We start from the raw sequence: 17428 nt of genomic DNA on the forward strand, positions 1-17428 counted from the left end.
GCTAATCGTCAAACTTTGAGGAAATTGTGTGATCCGCAAAGTTTTACTTCTTGTTGGCAGCAGTGCTGGCAATTTTTGGCCAGACGTGGTCTTTCCTTGGCGGCGGAATGAGGCAAGATGAGAGAAGGCGATCTCGCCTCAAGAGGCCATTTTTCCCGCGTTTTGTCGGTTGAAAGAAGAAGCCTGGATGACATTCTGTGTTGGAGAGAAGGCCGATGGAAACAGCGGAGCAGTTAAGGCAGCACGCTAGCGAGTTGCTAGAGATATTAGAGAAAGGAGAGCCCTTTTCTCCTGATGACCTGACTGAATTGGTAGCTCAGGTCGAGCTCTTTTGCGACCACTTCCCCCCTGGTGAGGAGATTCCTAGAGCCGTTTCTCGCTTACTGACTGAACTGGTGCCAGCGTTGGATGAGGCGAGTCAGCACTATAACTCTGCCGATGCCAATCGGATTCAGGAGACAGCGGCGAGCTTATTCGTGGTGATGCTGGAGAAGCTGTAACCTTCAAGAATAAAGCCCACGATTGCCTTGGGCGATCATGGGCTTTGTTGTTTGTCAGCAAGCAATAGGGGTTAGGCCATTGCGTTGACGTTGATCTTACGGGAAAGCTTCGTCAGCTTCTTGTCGGCTGATTCTTCGTCTTTCAGGTTCTGGCCAAGCAGGTCTTTGGCTTTGGTGTAGCCAAGCACTTTAGCCCAGGTGCAAAGGGTGCCGTAGGTGGCAATCTCGTAGTGCTCGACCTTTTGGGCCAGAGCGATCAGGATCGCGTCCATTACTTCGGGATCGGCCTCTTCCTTCATCATTTCGTCAGCTTCTTTAATCAAGCCGGCCATGGCTTCGCACTTCTTGGCACGCGCAGCCTTGCCGGTTTCCTCGAAGGCCTGTTCTGCTCGCTGGACGTGTTCTTTCGTTTCTTCAAGGTGTTCCTTGAATGCTTGGGCGAGGTCTTGTTTGGATGCCTTCTTAGCCATCTTGGGAAGTGCCTTGAGAAGTTGTTTCTCCGCATGATAAATGTCACGGAGTTCGTCGTAGAATGCGTCGGCAAGGTCTTGCATTGGCATGGGGTAGTGCTCCTTTTTGATTCTGAATTGGCTTTAGCAAACCTGTTTTTGTGACAGAATCAATTGCAACCGTTATGCCAATGTCGGTTTGGCGACCGATTGGTTCATCGTTGGGGATAGGTGTGATAGCACGACGCCCAGAGCGATAGCATGGCTACCAGTCTGTTGGTTGTTTTTTGCCAATTGCCTAGATGTCTAAGCCCACACGACTTCCAGCGGATACCATTGTCCCGGAGCGAGTTGGAAGTGAATGCGGTCCTTTTCGACCTCGCATTGACTAATTCGTTTTCCGTGGAAGTCGCACAGGTGAGCTTCCTGCACGCGACGGAAACAACGGAGCGAACCTTTGGCTGGTCGCCCTTCGGTTTCGAGCATCTTGGTCGTGAAACCGACAATCGCCCCGTTTTCGTTGGTACTGGTCGACAGTGAAGTAAGCATGACGTTTTTGGCATCGAGATGGAACATCCACGAAGAAGTGCCAGCTGCTGGCAGTGGGGCCATTTCGAACGTCGGTTGGGGGTGGTAAAGGAAGTCTCGCGCTGCCGGTAAAGAATAAGGAAGGTCGAGACCAATCCCCAGGCGAAACTTACGCTGCGACTCGCCATGCGGAATCAGAATCGAATCGAGCATGTGCCCATGATTGCGAAGGTGGAATGGAATGCCACCGGTTAAAAGAGTGGTCTTGCCGTGCGAAGCTTCAATTTCAACATAGTTCGCGGCCTCGATGCGGCGTCCTGAGCATCGTGTGCGAACCCATTGCACATCGTGATAGGTGAGGGCCGACTCATCTCCCCAGGCCAGGCGACAGCAATAATGCGAATCCCATGGCAGCGACTTAGGATCGACTTGCGGCTGAATTTCGATGTCGATTTCAAGAACTCGCGAGTCACGCCACAAGCGATACGTTTGCTTGAAAGTGGCCATGACTTCATTTTCTTCCCCGACGAGATTACCGGAAGTATGGATCTCGCCCAAAGCGGCCGTGTTTGTGGCGGGGTCGATTTGGGTAACAATCATTTGGCTATAAATCGCGGAGGCATCTGGCCCCAAGTGTTTTTCGCCGGCTGATTGCTTCTTACCGGGCATGCGAAGCGAAAGTTGCTGGGAAAGGCGGTTGCCGCGCGTTTTGTAGTCGTAAATCGACTTGATGCCCCCGGTTGTCGGGTGAATGTGAACTTCCATGAACTCGTTGCGTAGGACGTGTCCCTCGAGCATGGTTTTCTGTTTGGAAGCCCCACCGTGGGGAGAACCGGCAATCCAAGCATAGCCAGTTCCGGGAACTTCAATGGCAGCCAACTTACGAGTGCTATCATGGGCCGCCACGATCAACGGCTTATCACCAGCGGGTAGATCTTTCAGTTCCGGCAGGAAAATACCGCGATTGCGAACCGTGTTCAAAGTATTGAAGCTGAGATAGGCTCGTTGGGGCGATTCCTCGCTGCGTGGTAATGCCTTGACGAGTTCTTGCTGGGCAGCTTGCACCGCCGGTTCGTTCGCGTCGGTCTTGTCCTCGCCAGGATTCGCGGGATCTTGAATCGAGCGGGAGGAAGTTGTCTCGATCGTGGGATTCGCCTGGCCAGAAATAAGCTCGGCCAGCGAGTGGAGTTTGTTTGCCACTTCTAGCTGAGCATTGAACTGCTCACGCGCAATGTGCTGGGAAATGGGGCCTGGTTGGCGGCGAACGATCGACTGTTTCAGCCAAGGGGTCCGGTAGTCTTCTGGTTTGAAGTTGCCGTGATAGGTCGCCGTATCGGTTTCCTCGAAATAATGCTCGACGGTGACAAACTCTCCTAAACAGTTGCCATAACGAGCAATCGTTTTAAGGTCTTCGTACCAGGGGGATGTAAGTTGTGGCCAGTGGGCGAACGCGAGTGTTGCAACATGCTCGCCGTCCATCGCTTCGCCCAATTTCGTAAAAAGAGAGAGAAAGGTCTCTGGCTTGGTAGCGTCTAGCGGAAATTTGGCCAGGGCATCTATGGTGGAACCGTCAATGCCTTCCCAGCGAACTTTGCCCTGATTGCTGACCGGTAGGCGACCTTCGTCCAAGGTGGCATGGATTGCACCGACATAGCCAAGCCCGCGCAGTATTTGGGGCAGGAAAGCAGTCATACCAAAGCGTCGGCGCCCGAATACCTGCGGAGCGATGCCAAATGCAGCTTCGTAAGCGGCGTGCCCTTGGTGAAAATTTTGTAGTAGGGCTTCTGGATCTAATAGATTGAGGGGCCCCTCGACAAGTTCGCCTCCCACTAAGCCGAGCTGTTTGGCCTCACGTTTTTCGACAATGGCCTGGGCGAGCTGTGGGTGCTCACTCGCAATCTTGGTGGCTAGCAAACCAGAAACCCAGAGGTTGGTTGGTACCGTCCCTTGGACTTCTGCTAGCAAGGCATCCCCTAAGGTCGATTCGGCAACCAGGGTGAAATCGAGCAGGCTGGCATCGACCGAGTAATATTGGTTGCGTTCTTCCATCAGGACATCGAAACAGGCTTGAAGTGCGGCCTGGGCTTCGTCCTGGTTGCCCGCCATGGCAGCTTGAGCGGCTTCGATGGTTTTGTTTTCAAAGTAAATTTCGTCCAAACTGCTGGAATATCGCATCTGGCGGGTAAGCAGTTCGACTTGAAGGTAGCAGTAGCCAAGCGCATAGAAGTCAGAAGCCATCTCGACGGCGAGCGAATTGACTTCAGGGACCGCTGCTAGCAGCTTAGCCACGATTTCCACCCGATCGGTCAGGTTTTTGACCAAGGTCGCCCCAGATTCTTTGGCTCGCTGGGTAAAACCTGCTGGTAGGTCCAATTTGCAAATCGAGGGAATTAAAAGGGCTAGGCCCTCAAGGTTCTCTGGGGGGGTGTCGGCTCGATGCCACTGCGGCTTCTTCCCAGCGGCTGCCAAAAAGGCGGGATGCCACATGGCAGTCCAGTTGGCGAGAAGGCTTTGAGCATCGTCCCCAGTGTGGTACGTGGGGAAATCTTCGAAGCTGTGACAGGGGAGAAGAATCGCGATTTCCTGAATCATCGTCCGGAAAGCCTAGGCAAGATGGGGAGAGGAATAGACGCAAGTAATTATGACTTAATAGGTTATAGGGTATACTACAGAAGCGTCCGAAGGCCAGGGTTGCACTCAATAAATGTGAGACAGACTTGGAATAGACCCACACGAGGGGGCGAGTGGCAAGGTGCCGATGTCCAGAAGGTTCTCTTTAAAAGCCAAAAGAGAGGTTCTATCTTGTTGCAAGATACTGGTTTACATAAAACACCGGAAATTGCATTTTCGTTGACATTCTAGAGAAGTTCGCACTAGAATGAAAACGTCGCCCAAGAAACAATGGAAGTTGAAAACCTTCTGGGTGAGACACCCTTCTCCTTAATTTGCTTGTCTTAACCTGCGATCTGCGGAGCGTACCTTCAGGGGTGCTGAGTTTCAGGATGTGGTCCTGGGTCGGTCAGCCAAGGTGCGATACGAGTCGCTTATGATCGCCGTGAGGAATAGAGATGGCTGTTGGTAAAGCCGTATGGGGCATCGACATCGGTCAAAGTGCTGTGAAAGCATTGAAATGCCGTATGCACGAAGACGGATTCTGGATGGTAGCCGAGGCGTTCGACTACATCGAATACCCGAGCCCCTTGAATCAGGCTGGTGCCGGTTCGGAAGGGCTCGTTAAAGACGCGTTGCGTGAGTTTCTGTCTCGCAACGATATCCGTAACGATACCGTCAGTATTTCCGTGCCTGGTCAGGCTGGGTTGGCTCGATTCTTCAAAGCTCCGCCAGTCGAAGCGAAGCGAATCGCCGACATCGTGAAATACGAAGCGAAGCAACAGATCCCGTTTCCGTTGGAAGATGTGATCTGGGACTATCAGCCCATGCCAGGGGCACACGAGGAAGAAGGGATCTCGCTAGAGACCGAAATCGGTATCTTTGCGATGAAGCGAGACCAGATTTTCCGCTCGCTGCAGCCTTACCTAGATACCGGTATCGATGTCGATTTTGTCCAGCTCTCGCCGATCTGCTTGTACAACTTCGTTTCCAACGACCAGCTAACGGTCAACCCGCTTAAAGAAACGTACGATCCGGCCAATCAGCCGGAATCGTATGTCGTTGTCTCGATGGGGACCGAAACAACGGACTTGGTGATTACCAATGGTTTCCGTGTATGGCAGCGTAGCTTGCCCATTGGTGGTAATCACTTCACCAAACAGTTAACCAAAGAGTTGAAGCTGACCTTCGCCAAAGCAGAACATCTCAAGCGACACGCTTCCGAAGCGGAAAACGCGAAGTTGGTTTTCCAAGCGATGCGGCCAGTGTTTAACGACTTGGTTACCGAAATTCAGCGTTCGATCGGGTTCTTCCAGACTTTGGACCGCAAGGCCAAGATCTCACGAATTATCCCGATTGGTAACGGCATGAAGTTGCCTGGGTTGATTCCCTATTTGGGGAAGAATCTTGGTTACGACGTTGTCGAACTCGAGGGCTATCAAAAGCTAACGGGAACGGATGTCACCGCTTCGCCAACGTTCCGCGAAAACATGCTGTCCTTCGCGACCTGCTACGGTTTGTGCTTGCAAGGTTTGCAGAAGTCGGCCTTGCGAACCAATTTGCTGCCCCAAGAGATTCTCGTCGACCGTTTAGTTCGGCAGAAAAAGCCTTGGGCAGTCGCAGCCGTCGCGGCTTTGCTGGCTGCCTGTGCATTGAATTTTGGGTTCCATTGGCGTGCCTACAGCGCAGCGCATATCCCTGAGTTCGATCAAGGCTTAAGCGCAATTAGCACGGTGCAAAGCAGAAGCTCAGGGTTCACGTCGACCGATACGACCTTGTTGAGCGAGAAAGAAAATCTCGAAATGATCGGTCGGTATGTTGTCGGCAACGAAGAAAACCGCCGACTCTGGCCCGAGTTAATGAAGGCAATTACGACTGCCCTGCCGGTAGATCCCGATGTGCCACCAGGCCAGGTTTCGCAGAAGCCGTTGGATCAGCGGCCAGATTTAGAAATTTCCAGCATCGAATCACAATACTTCCCCGATTTATCGCTGTGGTATTCCGACGCGGTTAAGCAGAAGTACGCCGCGACCCTGGAAAATCGCAAAGCCATTTTGCGACGTGAAAGTGAAGGGGAAGAAGCGTCGCCTCCCATCGACGAAGAAATCGCTGCGGAAGAAACCGAGACGGTTGAGAAGACAAAGCCCGTTGCCGAAGGGGACGGGGCAGCCCCCACGATCGATCCTGAAGACGCTCAGCTAACGGCGGCAGAAGCCGAGGCGAATGTCGAGCTGGATGAATCAGAAGTTGAGCCTGAGGATGAATTGGCGGGCCCCACTGCGGAAGAAAGTGGCTGGATCATCGAATTGACTGGCCGTCACTTGCACAACAGTAAAAGTGCTCGTGAGAACGCTGGGGCTCAGTACGTGCGAAATACGTTGATCGATCAACTCGATCGCGGGTTCGTGGAATTGATTAACGACAAAAACGAGCCGGAACTGGTATCGATGAAGGAATTGGGGATTTCTCACCCCATCATCGCTATCGATAAGGTGCCAGAGGAAACGGATTGGCCCAATCCCGACTATGAACCGCCAGCCGGTGGGATTGGTGGCGCCGAAGGTTACGACATGTATGGCGGTGGCGGTGCCATGCAAAACCCGATGGATCCTGACGCCGAGCCTCCGGCTCCGCCCACCATCCGGGTGAAAGTGTACTATTTCAAGGTTCAATTCTGCTGGCGAGAGACGCCTCTCTCGAAGCGTTTAGAGGCTCGCCGGGCTGCGGAACAAGCAGCAGCCGATGAAGCTGAAGCCAATGCTCCTCTTACCGATGATGTGGAAACGGAGAACTAACCCATGGATCAGTTGAAGCCCATTTTTGCTGGACTGAAGAAGTATTACTTCTGGGTTTGTGCTGGCATCATCACGCTTGTCGCAATCGGTGGGTGGTATATGGCCACATCCGGAGTCGATAAGCAAACCGAGGCCAAGGTTCAGGAAATCAAGAGCAGCTTAAATACTGCGAGTACGATTGCCTCTACCCAGAATCATCCCAACGCTGCTTACGAAACTGGGATGAAGCAGTGGCTAACGAAGTACCGTGAAGATATTGAACAAGCCTGGAAAGAGAAATGGAATGCTCAGCGAAAGTTGCTGAAGTGGCCTGCGGAATTAGGAAAAGGCTTTGAAGACGAGGTCAATGGGATTCTGCTGGACCCGACCACAGGAGGCCGGCGTCCGATCGAGGCTTTAACCGAGGAAGACATGAAAGAACTCCGCGTGCGCACTCGCGAGCTCTATCGTGACTACATCAAAGAAGAACTCCCTAAACTTGCCGATATCATTGGAGCCCACTGGCAGCCAACCGGTGGTGCCGGAGGTGGTGGTGGAGGAGGGTACGGACTCGGTGGCGATTCGTTCGGCGGAGAAGATTCTTTCGGTGGCTTTGCAGCTACCGGTGGAACAAATAGTGAATACGGCGGACCAGGTGGCGGCGGGGCCAACCCGAACGAACCACCTAAGAAGGCTCCATTGGTGATCTGGAGTTCCACAAATCAAGGCGCGATTCAAGCCAAAAGCTTCGATTGGTCGGGAGCGGCCAGCAAAAACACGCCGACGACCAAGGAAGTTCTTTATGCCCAGGAAAACCTATGGGTGCTAGAGAACTTAATGAGAATCATCAAGAAGACCAACGGAGACATCTCTAGTCCCCATCAAGCGACCATTAAGCAGATCATTTCGATTGAATTCGGCCGTGATGTCATGCCAATTCGTTCTCGTGTTTCGGTGCCACGTTTGGCGACCGGTATGGGAGAAGGTGGTGAGTACGGCAGTGGTGGCGAAGGTGGCTATATGGAAGATTCTTCCATGATGGATGCCGGAGGCTATGGTGGCGAGGATCCATCGATGATGATGGACGGTGGCTACGGCGGTGAAGGGGGCATGATGGGTGAAGGTGGTGCCACGATGGCTACCCCTGGTGAATATCGGTATGTCGATAAGGACTATAAAAAACTAACCCTGGAAGAAGTTCAGGCAGCCTCGACAGCTCCCACTTCCGAAAATTACTATCTGACGGTCGCCAAGCGGTTGCCGATTCGGATGCGGCTAGTTATGGATCAGCGCGAGATCGATAAGCTACTGGTCGAATGTGGCAATGCCGACATGATGGTGGAAGTCCGTCAAGTTCGTGTCAATGCAACCGATTCCAACAACGGCGGTGCTGGCGGCTACGGTGGCGGTGGTGGTGGTTATGAAGGTGGCGGCGGCATGTCCGGAGTTGGAGGCGGTTACGCAGATGATTTTGGTGGCGGCATGGCCGGTGGCGGTATGAGCGGTGAGTCCGGACCAGGTGGGGCAAATAACGAGCAAAACGAAAAGCTGTTTGAAGTGCCTGTCGAAATCTACGGAATCATTTACATCTACAACCCAGTCAACAAGGCATTGTTGTGGCCCGATGGAGCTCAGACAGCAGATGAAGAAGCTGTCACGGAATCGGCTAGTTTGATGCCGCCGGCTGATCGGCGTTAGTCGCAACTTTTCCCTCATCACAGATCGCAAGGGCATATAACGGAATAATAAGGACAATCCACCATGAAAAAGCTGGATCTACAAGACCGCGGAATCAAAACCAAATTGATTCTGCATGTCGAGAAACTGGTTTTCGGATTAGCGATCGCCCTGGTTGCCGTATTCATTTACTTGGGGACGCAACGGGAAACGATTCAGACGGATCCCCAGAAACTCAAGGATGAAGCTAAACGGGCCGGCGAACAGATTGAAAAATCTACCTGGACCGAGGTGGAAAGCGAACGCTGGGTTGCGCCGGAATACCAGACTGCTGCAGCTCGCGCTAGTAAGCCAATTCCGCTCAACCCTTACGAAACCCCTTCAACCTTGAATGTGCGTTACAAGGAAAGCGTCGAGCAACGTGCCGATCCTGATTTGTTGACGGTTACCGATATTCAGCTTCGGGCGGGGTATGCACCTATTTCTTACCTCAGCACGCAGCGCGGCATGGCCAACGGTGGCTATGGTGCCGAAGGAGGAATGCCTGGCGGAGGCTACGACGGTGGTTATCCCATGGGCGGTTATCCCATGGGTGGCTACGGTGGTGGCTACGATATGTACGGTGGCGAGATGGGACAAGCAGACCCCGACGCCCCGCCAACGCTAACTCCCGAACAGCAGCAAGCATTTGGCCCAGCCAAAGCAAGCACCGGAAGCAAAATCGAAGGAAAGTACTTCATCTCGGTTTTGGCTTTGGTGCCGCTGAAAAAACAGCTTGATCTATACAACGCAGCGTTCAAGGATCGTGCTAACTACATCGAAGCACGCGACTACCCTCGCTACGTCTATTTCTCGGTTGAACGACGCGAACAAGCCGCTGACGGCGCTTGGAGTGAATGGGATAGTCCCATCAAAGTTAGCCAAGAGCGTCTTATCGCTCAAACCCGTTGGGCCTTTCCTACCGACGAAGTGGTGCCACCGGAATACGTAGACCCCGTGCTCACTTTCCCTATTCCGCCGATCCTCTTGTTTGATCCATCTGAGTGGGCGCGGCACCCAGAGATCCCGAAGTTTGAGCCCAAAGATATGTATGGAATGGGCCAGGAAACCGAGATGATGGCCGAGGAAATGGATCCATTGATGGGTCAGGAAATCGGCGATAATCCTGGTGACGTTCCGTTCTCGGGCGGCAATATGATGGAAGGGGGATACGGCGCGCCGTATGGCAGGGGAGGCCAAGGTGGCTATCCAGGTCAGCAAGGGCAAATGATCAATGGCCGGCTGGTGATCACTCCGCCTGAGGGAATGATTCCTAAGCCTTCCGGTGCCGGAGGTATGTCTGGTGGCGGTGGCGGCTACGAAGGTGGCGGCTATCCTGGTAGTGGCGGGGGGGCTTATGGCAACTCGATGTTCGATGCGGAAAACAAGATGTTCCGTTTCTTCGATACATCCGTGAAGCCCAATAAAACCTATCAGTACCGTATTCAGCTATGGTTGGAAGATCCCAACATGCCTGAACAGATTCAACAGATTCCGCCTGCCCGGGCGTTGGAAGGCAGCGTGCTCGCTCGTGTTCAGGAAGAGCGAAACAAGGTTTCCAAGGCAATGAACATGAATCGTGGTGGTGCCGGTGGCTATGAAGGAAACATGAGCGGTGGCAATCAACGGGCTAAACATACCTATTGGAGAAAAACCGAATTTAGTGAGGCAAGCCCCGCGATTCGAGTGCCTTCCAGTGCGGATGTGTTGGCTGGTTCCATCGACGCAGGGCGGACGATTACCAGTCGTAAAGAACCAGGCCGTGTCTTAAGTAACGCCAAGCCTACTGCCAAGGTGTTAGCCATGAAGTGGGATCCAACAGAAGACGTCAAAGCCGTCGTTACGAAGGAAATCAAGAGCGTCACACGTGGTTCCGCTGTGGAATACAAGGGGGATCTCTGGGTTCTCGATCCGGCCACCTATCAGTTCAAGAAGCCTTGGCCGGTAGATACCGAAGAAAAGAATCCTGAGTATGTCCTCAAGACTGGTTACACCGTTCTCGATATTCGCGGCGGCCAAGATACCTTTGGTCGATTCGCAAACGAGAAGAACGAAAGGCTCACCGTTCCCGGCGAGATCCTAGTGATGGACGATGCTGGTAACATTCACATCAAATCCGAATTGGACGAGGAAAAGAAGTTTGCCAAGTTCAACTTCGAGAAACCTGAAGTGAAGAGGAAGAGCAGCAGCAATATGGATGAATACGACATGGGAGGCGGCTACGAAGACTACGGTTCCGGTCGTGGTAGTGGCCGACGAGGCCGTGGTGGATCCTAGCTTCCGCTACTTCGCTAATCGATTTGCCAAAGCAAAATTAACGCCCGCTAAATTGCGGGCGTTTTTTTGTAATCTTTCTTCCAATCTCTATTGAGCCGCTCTCGGCTTCTGGGTACTGTACCGCCCGGCGATTTTGCGCTGTAGCACAATAAAACAATTGCTAGCAGCGTATCCGGACGGAAATCCAAAAAAACAGATGCTTGCCCTAAAAGCGGCCTTGACCCAATTTTGGACAGCCGGTATTTAACCGCCTCACCTAGAAATGCAAGGATGCAGATTCACCAATGCGCGTGATGCGTGGGGATTATCTGCGAGGACGTTTTGCCTCGTGGAAGCCTGGTCCCAATCGGAAACGTGTCATCGTGGGGGGAAGGATAGGAACACCATGAATTATTCTCGGTCGATCCCGATGTACACGGATCGCAGGCTGCCACAAGTTCAGACAAGGAGAGTCGCGTTGAATTTGGCCACGCGTGTGCTAACCGTCGGTCTCGCCGCCGTCGTGTTAATTGGCACTGGGAAAGGGGTCGTCGCAAATCCGTTGACCGAGATACAACTCGTCACGTCGATGTCGGCGACAGGTCAACTACAAGGATCATCGCTAGAGAAGCGGAAGCAGGGCGAACTGCTTCAGCAAGCTCGTGCTGCTATGCAGCAGGGTGATCTCGCCAAGGCAGAGGAACTTATCGAACGTTCAAGAGCGTTCAACGTTCCGACGGCTTCCGCTTACAGCGAAGACGACACGCCGGAAAAGGCAACCAAGGCTCTGCAAGAGCTCAAAGCCGTCCAAGCGAACCCAGATTATCTTGGCCAGAAGCTGATGGGACAGTCGCCAGACAAGTCACAGCAGATGGCTACAGAAGCTCTGGCTCGTGGAAAGGATGCTTTGAAGAGTGGTCAACGCGGTGCCGCGATGAACTACTACGAACTGGCACTGAAGCATGGCGGTCCCGACTTCCGGAGCAGCCAATATTCGGTCGCCGCCTTCCGCCACGACCTGGAACAAGCTGGATTGCAGACCTCTATCACCAGTGGTGGTGCTGTGAACCCAGCTATGGCTCGTTTGCCGCAAATCAACGAACCTGCCGCTCCGGCGACAACCAACAATCCTTACACGGCTGCCGTTAACCCTCAGGGTAACGCGGACACCGCTCGCCGCTTGTTGTTGCAAGCTCGAATGGAGTTGGCCAAAGGGAATGTCGCTTTAGCTGAAAAGCTCGTTGGCCAAGTTAAAGCATTGGGGCTCGTTTATCCGGCTCATCAAGATTCGCCGGACAATGTCGACTACTTGATTCGCAAGCTGAATCAAATTGCTGCCAGCCCGGTCGGCCCACAATCGGCCTTCCAATTCGGCGAGACCATGTTGCACCAAGCAGAAGGTCTGATGCTGTACGGGCAGTATGACATTGCCGAGCAGATGACTCGTCAAGTGGAATCGATGCACCTCGACTTTAAGCAAGCCCGAGTTTCCCCCGAACGCTTGTTGACCGAGATCAATCGTCGACGCAGTGGTGCAAATGGCTCCTCCCCGGTTAGCCCCAGCCTACCGCAAACGGCTGGTGGCGATGCCCGAACAAATGAACAAGCGATTCTGGTTCAAGCCAAGACCGCACTTGATCGTGGTGATGTTGGCACAGCGGAAGCTTTCGCTAAACAAGCGGCATCGCTGGGTAACCGAAACTACCAAGAAGGCGACCTTCGTGCTGACCTGTTGTTGTTGGAAGTCCAACGAGCCAAGGCAGCCAGCCCGATTCGTCATGCTGGGGCGACACAAGGCATCGGTGGTGTAGGCTTCCCGGTTGCTCAAGGTGTGTACCGTCCGGAAGGTGACGATACACGCAATGTGCCGGCTTCCGCTCAAGGTGGTGCTACCGGAGAAGCTGGTACTCGTTACCTGCACGAAGGAGAGCAAGCTCTGGTTTCCGGCGACAAGGTCAAAGCTCGCAAGTTGTTCGAGGAAGCTTGGAAGTACGAAAACCAACTCGATCCTAATTCACGTCAACGCCTGCAAGACTACCTACAGCGTCAAACCAACCCGATTACCTCCGGTGTCGCTCAGACCAGCGGTCCTTCGCCTCTAGGTGAAATCGATGCTCGTCAGCAGGTTTTGCAACAGCAGATGATTGCCGAGGTCACTCGCGAACAATCGATGGCTGATGCTCTGCGAGAGTTCAACCCGAAGGAAGGTTTGGAGAAGCTGAAAACGGTCCGTGCAACCGTCGAACAATCGTCGATCGACGCTGTGGCCAAGAAACAGTTGCTCGCTCGTGTCGATCGAAGTATCGAATCGCTCGAGAACTACATCGACATTAACAAGTCGCAGATCGAACTGGACGAACGCAATGCTGCGATTGATGCCCAGATCAAGAATGAACGCGACCTGCATTTGGAAGTCAACCAGAAGCTGGCCCAAATGGTCGAACAGTTCAACGAACTAATGGAACAGCAACGTTGGCAAGAAGCGGAAGTGATTGCCCGCCAGGCTCGCGAAATGGATCCTCAGAATCCAGTCGTTGAAACCTTGGTGTGGAAGTCGAAGTTCGCTCGTCGCTTTGCTCAGATCAATGCGATGAAGGATGACCGAGAACAAGGTTTCTGGCAGGCGATGCACAACACCGACCTGGCTTCGATTCCGTTCGACGACAACAATCCCTACCAATTTGGTCACACTGCCAAGGAATGGGACGACATGACTTTGGCTCGGCAGAAGGCCCTCATGGAGCAGTCGCAGCTCTCCGAGGACGAAGTCGAGATCCGTAAGGCATTGAAGACCAAGGTCGACGTCAAGTTCGAGCGTCAATCGCTGCAGAGCGTGATGGAAACCCTAGGCAACATGGCCGGTATCAACGTGCAGTTGGATCCTCGCGGTCTTCAGGCTGAAGGGGTGACTTACGACACGGAAATCACCATCAGCATGCAACAAGCTGTCCGTCTGGAAAGTGCATTGAATCACATTCTCGAACCGCTTCGGTTGAGCTACGTGATTCGAGATGAAGCATTGGTAATCACCAGTGAATCGTTCCGCAGCCGCAATACCTACTCGAAGGTGTACAGTGTCGCGGACTTGGTTCTGCCGATTCCGAACTTCGTGCCTAGCTACAACATGGGTCTGCCGGGTGCAATTAAAGCTGCCTATGAAAGCCAAGGGCTGACTGGCGGTGGTTCGGCCATTCCTGGTGGTCCTAGCCCATCTCCGTTGTTCGCTCAGAATCAGGACATGAGCAACCCCAATGTGCTCGCTCAGATGCCACAAGGCGGGTTCATCCCCGGTTTGGGCAGCGGCCAAACGGTTTCTGGTCAGCCACAAGGTAACATGGGCTTCGGTCCTGGCAGCGGTATCGGTGGAGCAGGCGGTTTTGGTGGTGGCGTTCAGCCAGACTTTGATTCGCTGATCGAACTAATCACGACAACCGTCGAGCCAGACTCGTGGGAAGAATTGGGTGGACCAGGTTCGGTCGCCCCGTTTGCTACGAACCTGAGCTTGGTGGTGAGCCAGACTCAAGAAGTTCACGATCGCTTGGCCGACTTGTTGGAACAGTTGCGTCGTCTGCAAGACTTGCAGGTGACCATCGAAGTTCGCTTCATCACGCTGAACGATAACTTCTTTGAACGTATCGGTGTCGACTTCGACTTCGATATCGCTGACAACACTGACGGTAACCTCTCGGGAAGCCCGAGCGTTACGGTCGGTTGGGATGGGCAAACCACGACGCCTGACTTGGACTTGCAGTTCATGCAGCAGACGTTTGGGAATTCGATTCCTGCGATCGGTGGTTTAACCGGTTCGGCAGGGGCGACCTTTGGGTTCGCAATGCTGTCCGACATCGAAACGTACTTCTTTGTCAACGCCGCCCAAGGTGACTTGCGATCGAACGTGATGCAGGCTCCGAAGGTGACCTTGTTCAACGGTCAAACGGCCTTCGTGTCGGATACCACGCAAACTCCGTTTGTGACGAGTGTGGTCCCGGTGGTGGGTGACTTTGCCGCAGCTCAACAGCCGGTGATCGTGGTGCTTAACGAAGGTACCTCGCTCAGCGTGCAGGCAGTTGTTTCCCCTGATCGTCGCTTTGTCCGCTTGACCCTGGTACCGTTCTTCAGCCGCATCGGCGACGTGCAAGAGTTCACTTTCGAGGGCTCAAGCACCACGCGTTCCGATTCAACGGTTGAAAACCCAGATTCGGCCGACGGTGGTACGAAAACCGACAACACGGAAGACGTGAATACTGGTACCACGATTCAGTTGCCTCAGTTCTCCTTCGTTACCGTGAGCACGACTGTTAGCGTGCCAGACGGTGGTACGGTGCTGCTGGGTGGTATTAAGCGTCTGAGCGAGGAACGCCGCGAGCGAGGTATTCCAGTGTTCAGCAAGCTGCCTTACATCAACCGATTGTTCCGCAACGTGGGTATCGGTCGCGAAACCCAGAGCCTCATGATGATGGTTACGCCTCGTATCATTATCCAAGAGGAAGAGGAAGCTCGCCTTGGCTTCACTCCGTAAGCAAGTGATCGGTTAACTCGATTATGACCTCCTGCCGCCGTGAAATGTCTTCGGGCTTTCACGGCGGTACTTTTTTGCGCATTGGGTTTTTATCACGTACAATACTTTCCCAGTAGCTTAGTATGCTCTTAAGATAGATCGCTAGAAAACCTTTGCTTCCAGCTTCATGAATTGCACTTTGAGGGAGACCACGTGGCCAAGCTTGTAATGATTCTCGGCGTTTTGTTTGCGATGACGGCGGTTGTGGCAGGAGCTATGGAGCATGCGGTACGCGGAATGATCATTCGCGATACGACCGATGGCAAGGTTTCCGAGGAAGCGTCTGAAGAACTCTCCGACCCTCCTCCGAATGCGGCCGCTGCTAAACGACTGGCCCAGTATGAAACGGGCGTGCGTTATCACATGTACCACGGTTTGGCGATGATCGGGCTGGGGACCATCATGGCGATTTCGGCACGTGGCCAAGTGTTAGGGCTGATTACGGCCATTTTCATGGTGCTGGGGATTAAGTTATTCAGCGGAACGCTCTACTTGATTTCAGCCTACGGGATGGACCAGTTAACGATGCTGGTGCCAATCGGTGGAAGTTGTTTGATTTTAGGATGGTTGCTGTTCTTCGGAGTGGTTTTGTTGTTTGATCCGCTCGTTGACAAAGATGATTTAGACTAGCGGGCAGTAAGCAAATCCCGCGAAAATCAGCTCCCTTTCTTCCAGCATTTTGAACTTACGCCAACGTCAGGTTTTCTATGAGTCGCATCGCCAAGTTGGAACGTGAACTTCGCGGACAAACGATCTGTCAGGCGATCTTGGTTGGAGGTTTGGCTCTTCTTGCGCTACAGTTGCTACGGCCCGTTTTGTTGCCTTTTGTGTTGGCAATCTTCATTGTCAGTGGGCTGACACCGGTGCTTTCGGGGATTGAATCCCGTTTTTCTACGACTCGGCTGGTTGCCGTGGTCATTGCTTCGATCTTGGGCTTGGGATTGGTTGTCTTGCTATGGTCCATTTTGTGGGTTTCGATCGCCCAGTTGGCCGATGACAGCGAGAAATACCAAGAACGCTTTACCGAGATGTACACATATGTTGAAACGAAACTCGATCAAACTTCCGATTGGTTTCAGTCCTATGTCACTCCTGGATCGAGCAATGAAGAGACCTCGGACGCAAATCAAGCAAGCGGCAGCGAAGGGGAAGCGACTGAGAATAGCGGTAGTCAGGAAGCATCCCCAGCAGGTCGAGCGAACGGGAAATTAAGATCGAATCCGATAAAAAACAAAATCGGCGAGATGCTGCGTTCCTGGTCAGATAGCATTTTGAGGCAAATCCAAGAGGCTACGGTCGAACTGGTCACCTCAGGAACGATGGTTGTGATATTCGTGTTTTTCCTTTTGTTGGGTAGTTCTCAGGCAATCCCTGAGAACGAAACCTGGAAACAAATCGATGCCAAGATTCGCGAGTATATCGTCACCAAGACGTTGATTTCGTTCTTCACTGGCATCGTTTTCGCCTTCTCGTTGTGGATCTTTGGAATACCGCTGGCCATTGTTTTTGGTCTCATGGCGTTTCTATTTAACTTTATTCCCAACATCGGCCCGATCTTAGCGTGCCTCTTGCCCTTACCGCTGATCATTCTTAACCCGGAACTAAATATATTTGAGATGTTCCTGGCTATCACGCTTTCTTCAACCGTGCAAATCGTCAGCGGCAACGTCGTGGAACCGCGGATGATGGGGGATTCGTTCGATGTGCATCCCATTGCGATTTTGCTGGCGTTGATGTTCTGGGGCCTGATCTGGGGCATCGTGGGCATGTTCTTAGCCGTCCCGATGACCGCGATCATGAAGATCTTGTTCGCGAAGTTCGAGATGACCCGACCGTTGGCTGATTTGTTGGCGGGGCGAATTGATGGAGTTAGCTTCAAGAACTTCTACTTCGGCGAAGGGGACGAAGCAGAAAAGAAAGCCGCAACGCCTTCGAAAGCGAAGGGAGCTGCTCCTGCAAGTGGAGAAGCAGGCCAATAAACGCCTGCACAGACACCGAAATATAATTAGATGGTGTCCGTGATACCTCTTCTGGATT

Annotated in this window: 9 protein-coding genes; 7 read left to right on the forward strand and 2 right to left on the reverse strand. The window is 53.0% G+C overall.

Going from position 1 to position 17428, the window contains the following annotated elements; all coding sequences use genetic code 11:
• The first annotated feature begins 215 nt into the window (after positions 1-215).
• Positions 216-500, forward strand: a complete 285-nt coding sequence (locus tag DTL42_RS09820; RefSeq protein WP_114368554.1) for a hypothetical protein — start codon at positions 216-218, stop codon at positions 498-500.
• A 71-nt stretch (positions 501-571) separates the two neighbouring features.
• Here the strand turns inward: DTL42_RS09820 and DTL42_RS09825 are convergent, their stop codons facing one another.
• The gene (locus DTL42_RS09825) at positions 572-1060 is read right to left on the reverse strand and encodes a ferritin-like domain-containing protein (RefSeq protein ID WP_114368555.1); all 489 of its coding nucleotides are present in this window, start codon (positions 1058-1060) and stop codon (positions 572-574) included.
• A 195-nt stretch (positions 1061-1255) separates the two neighbouring features.
• Entirely contained in the window at positions 1256-4069 is a 2814-nt protein-coding gene (locus DTL42_RS09830) for a hypothetical protein (RefSeq protein WP_114368556.1), read from the reverse strand.
• 476 nt (positions 4070-4545) lie between these two features.
• Between DTL42_RS09830 and pilM the strand changes: the two genes are divergently transcribed.
• The 6 genes from pilM (at position 4546) to DTL42_RS09860 (ending at position 17370) form a co-directional block, all read left to right on the forward strand.
• Complete coding sequence (pilM, locus tag DTL42_RS09835) at positions 4546-6882, forward strand: pilus assembly protein PilM (RefSeq protein WP_114368557.1); 2337 nt, start codon at positions 4546-4548, stop codon at positions 6880-6882.
• A gap of 3 nt (positions 6883-6885) precedes the next feature.
• Positions 6886-8559 carry a hypothetical protein gene (locus DTL42_RS26540; protein ID WP_199590116.1) on the forward strand — a complete coding sequence of 558 codons (1674 nt, stop codon included), beginning with the start codon at positions 6886-6888 and terminating at the stop codon, positions 8557-8559.
• 63 nt (positions 8560-8622) lie between these two features.
• On the forward strand, positions 8623-10854 hold the full coding sequence (locus DTL42_RS09845; protein ID WP_114368558.1) for a hypothetical protein: 2232 nt from the start codon (positions 8623-8625) through the stop codon (positions 10852-10854).
• 457 nt (positions 10855-11311) lie between these two features.
• Complete coding sequence (locus DTL42_RS09850) at positions 11312-15352, forward strand: general secretion pathway protein GspD (protein ID WP_158545303.1); 4041 nt, start codon at positions 11312-11314, stop codon at positions 15350-15352.
• Between the two features lie 192 nt (positions 15353-15544).
• Positions 15545-16021 carry a DUF423 domain-containing protein gene (locus DTL42_RS09855; protein WP_114368560.1) on the forward strand — a complete coding sequence of 159 codons (477 nt, stop codon included), beginning with the start codon at positions 15545-15547 and terminating at the stop codon, positions 16019-16021.
• A 77-nt stretch (positions 16022-16098) separates the two neighbouring features.
• Positions 16099-17370 carry an AI-2E family transporter gene (locus DTL42_RS09860; RefSeq protein ID WP_114368561.1) on the forward strand — a complete coding sequence of 424 codons (1272 nt, stop codon included), beginning with the start codon at positions 16099-16101 and terminating at the stop codon, positions 17368-17370.
• Positions 17371-17428 lie beyond the last annotated feature (58 nt).

This window comes from Bremerella cremea, assembly GCF_003335505.1.
GTDB classification, from domain to species: Bacteria; Planctomycetota; Planctomycetia; order Pirellulales; family Pirellulaceae; genus Bremerella; species Bremerella cremea_A.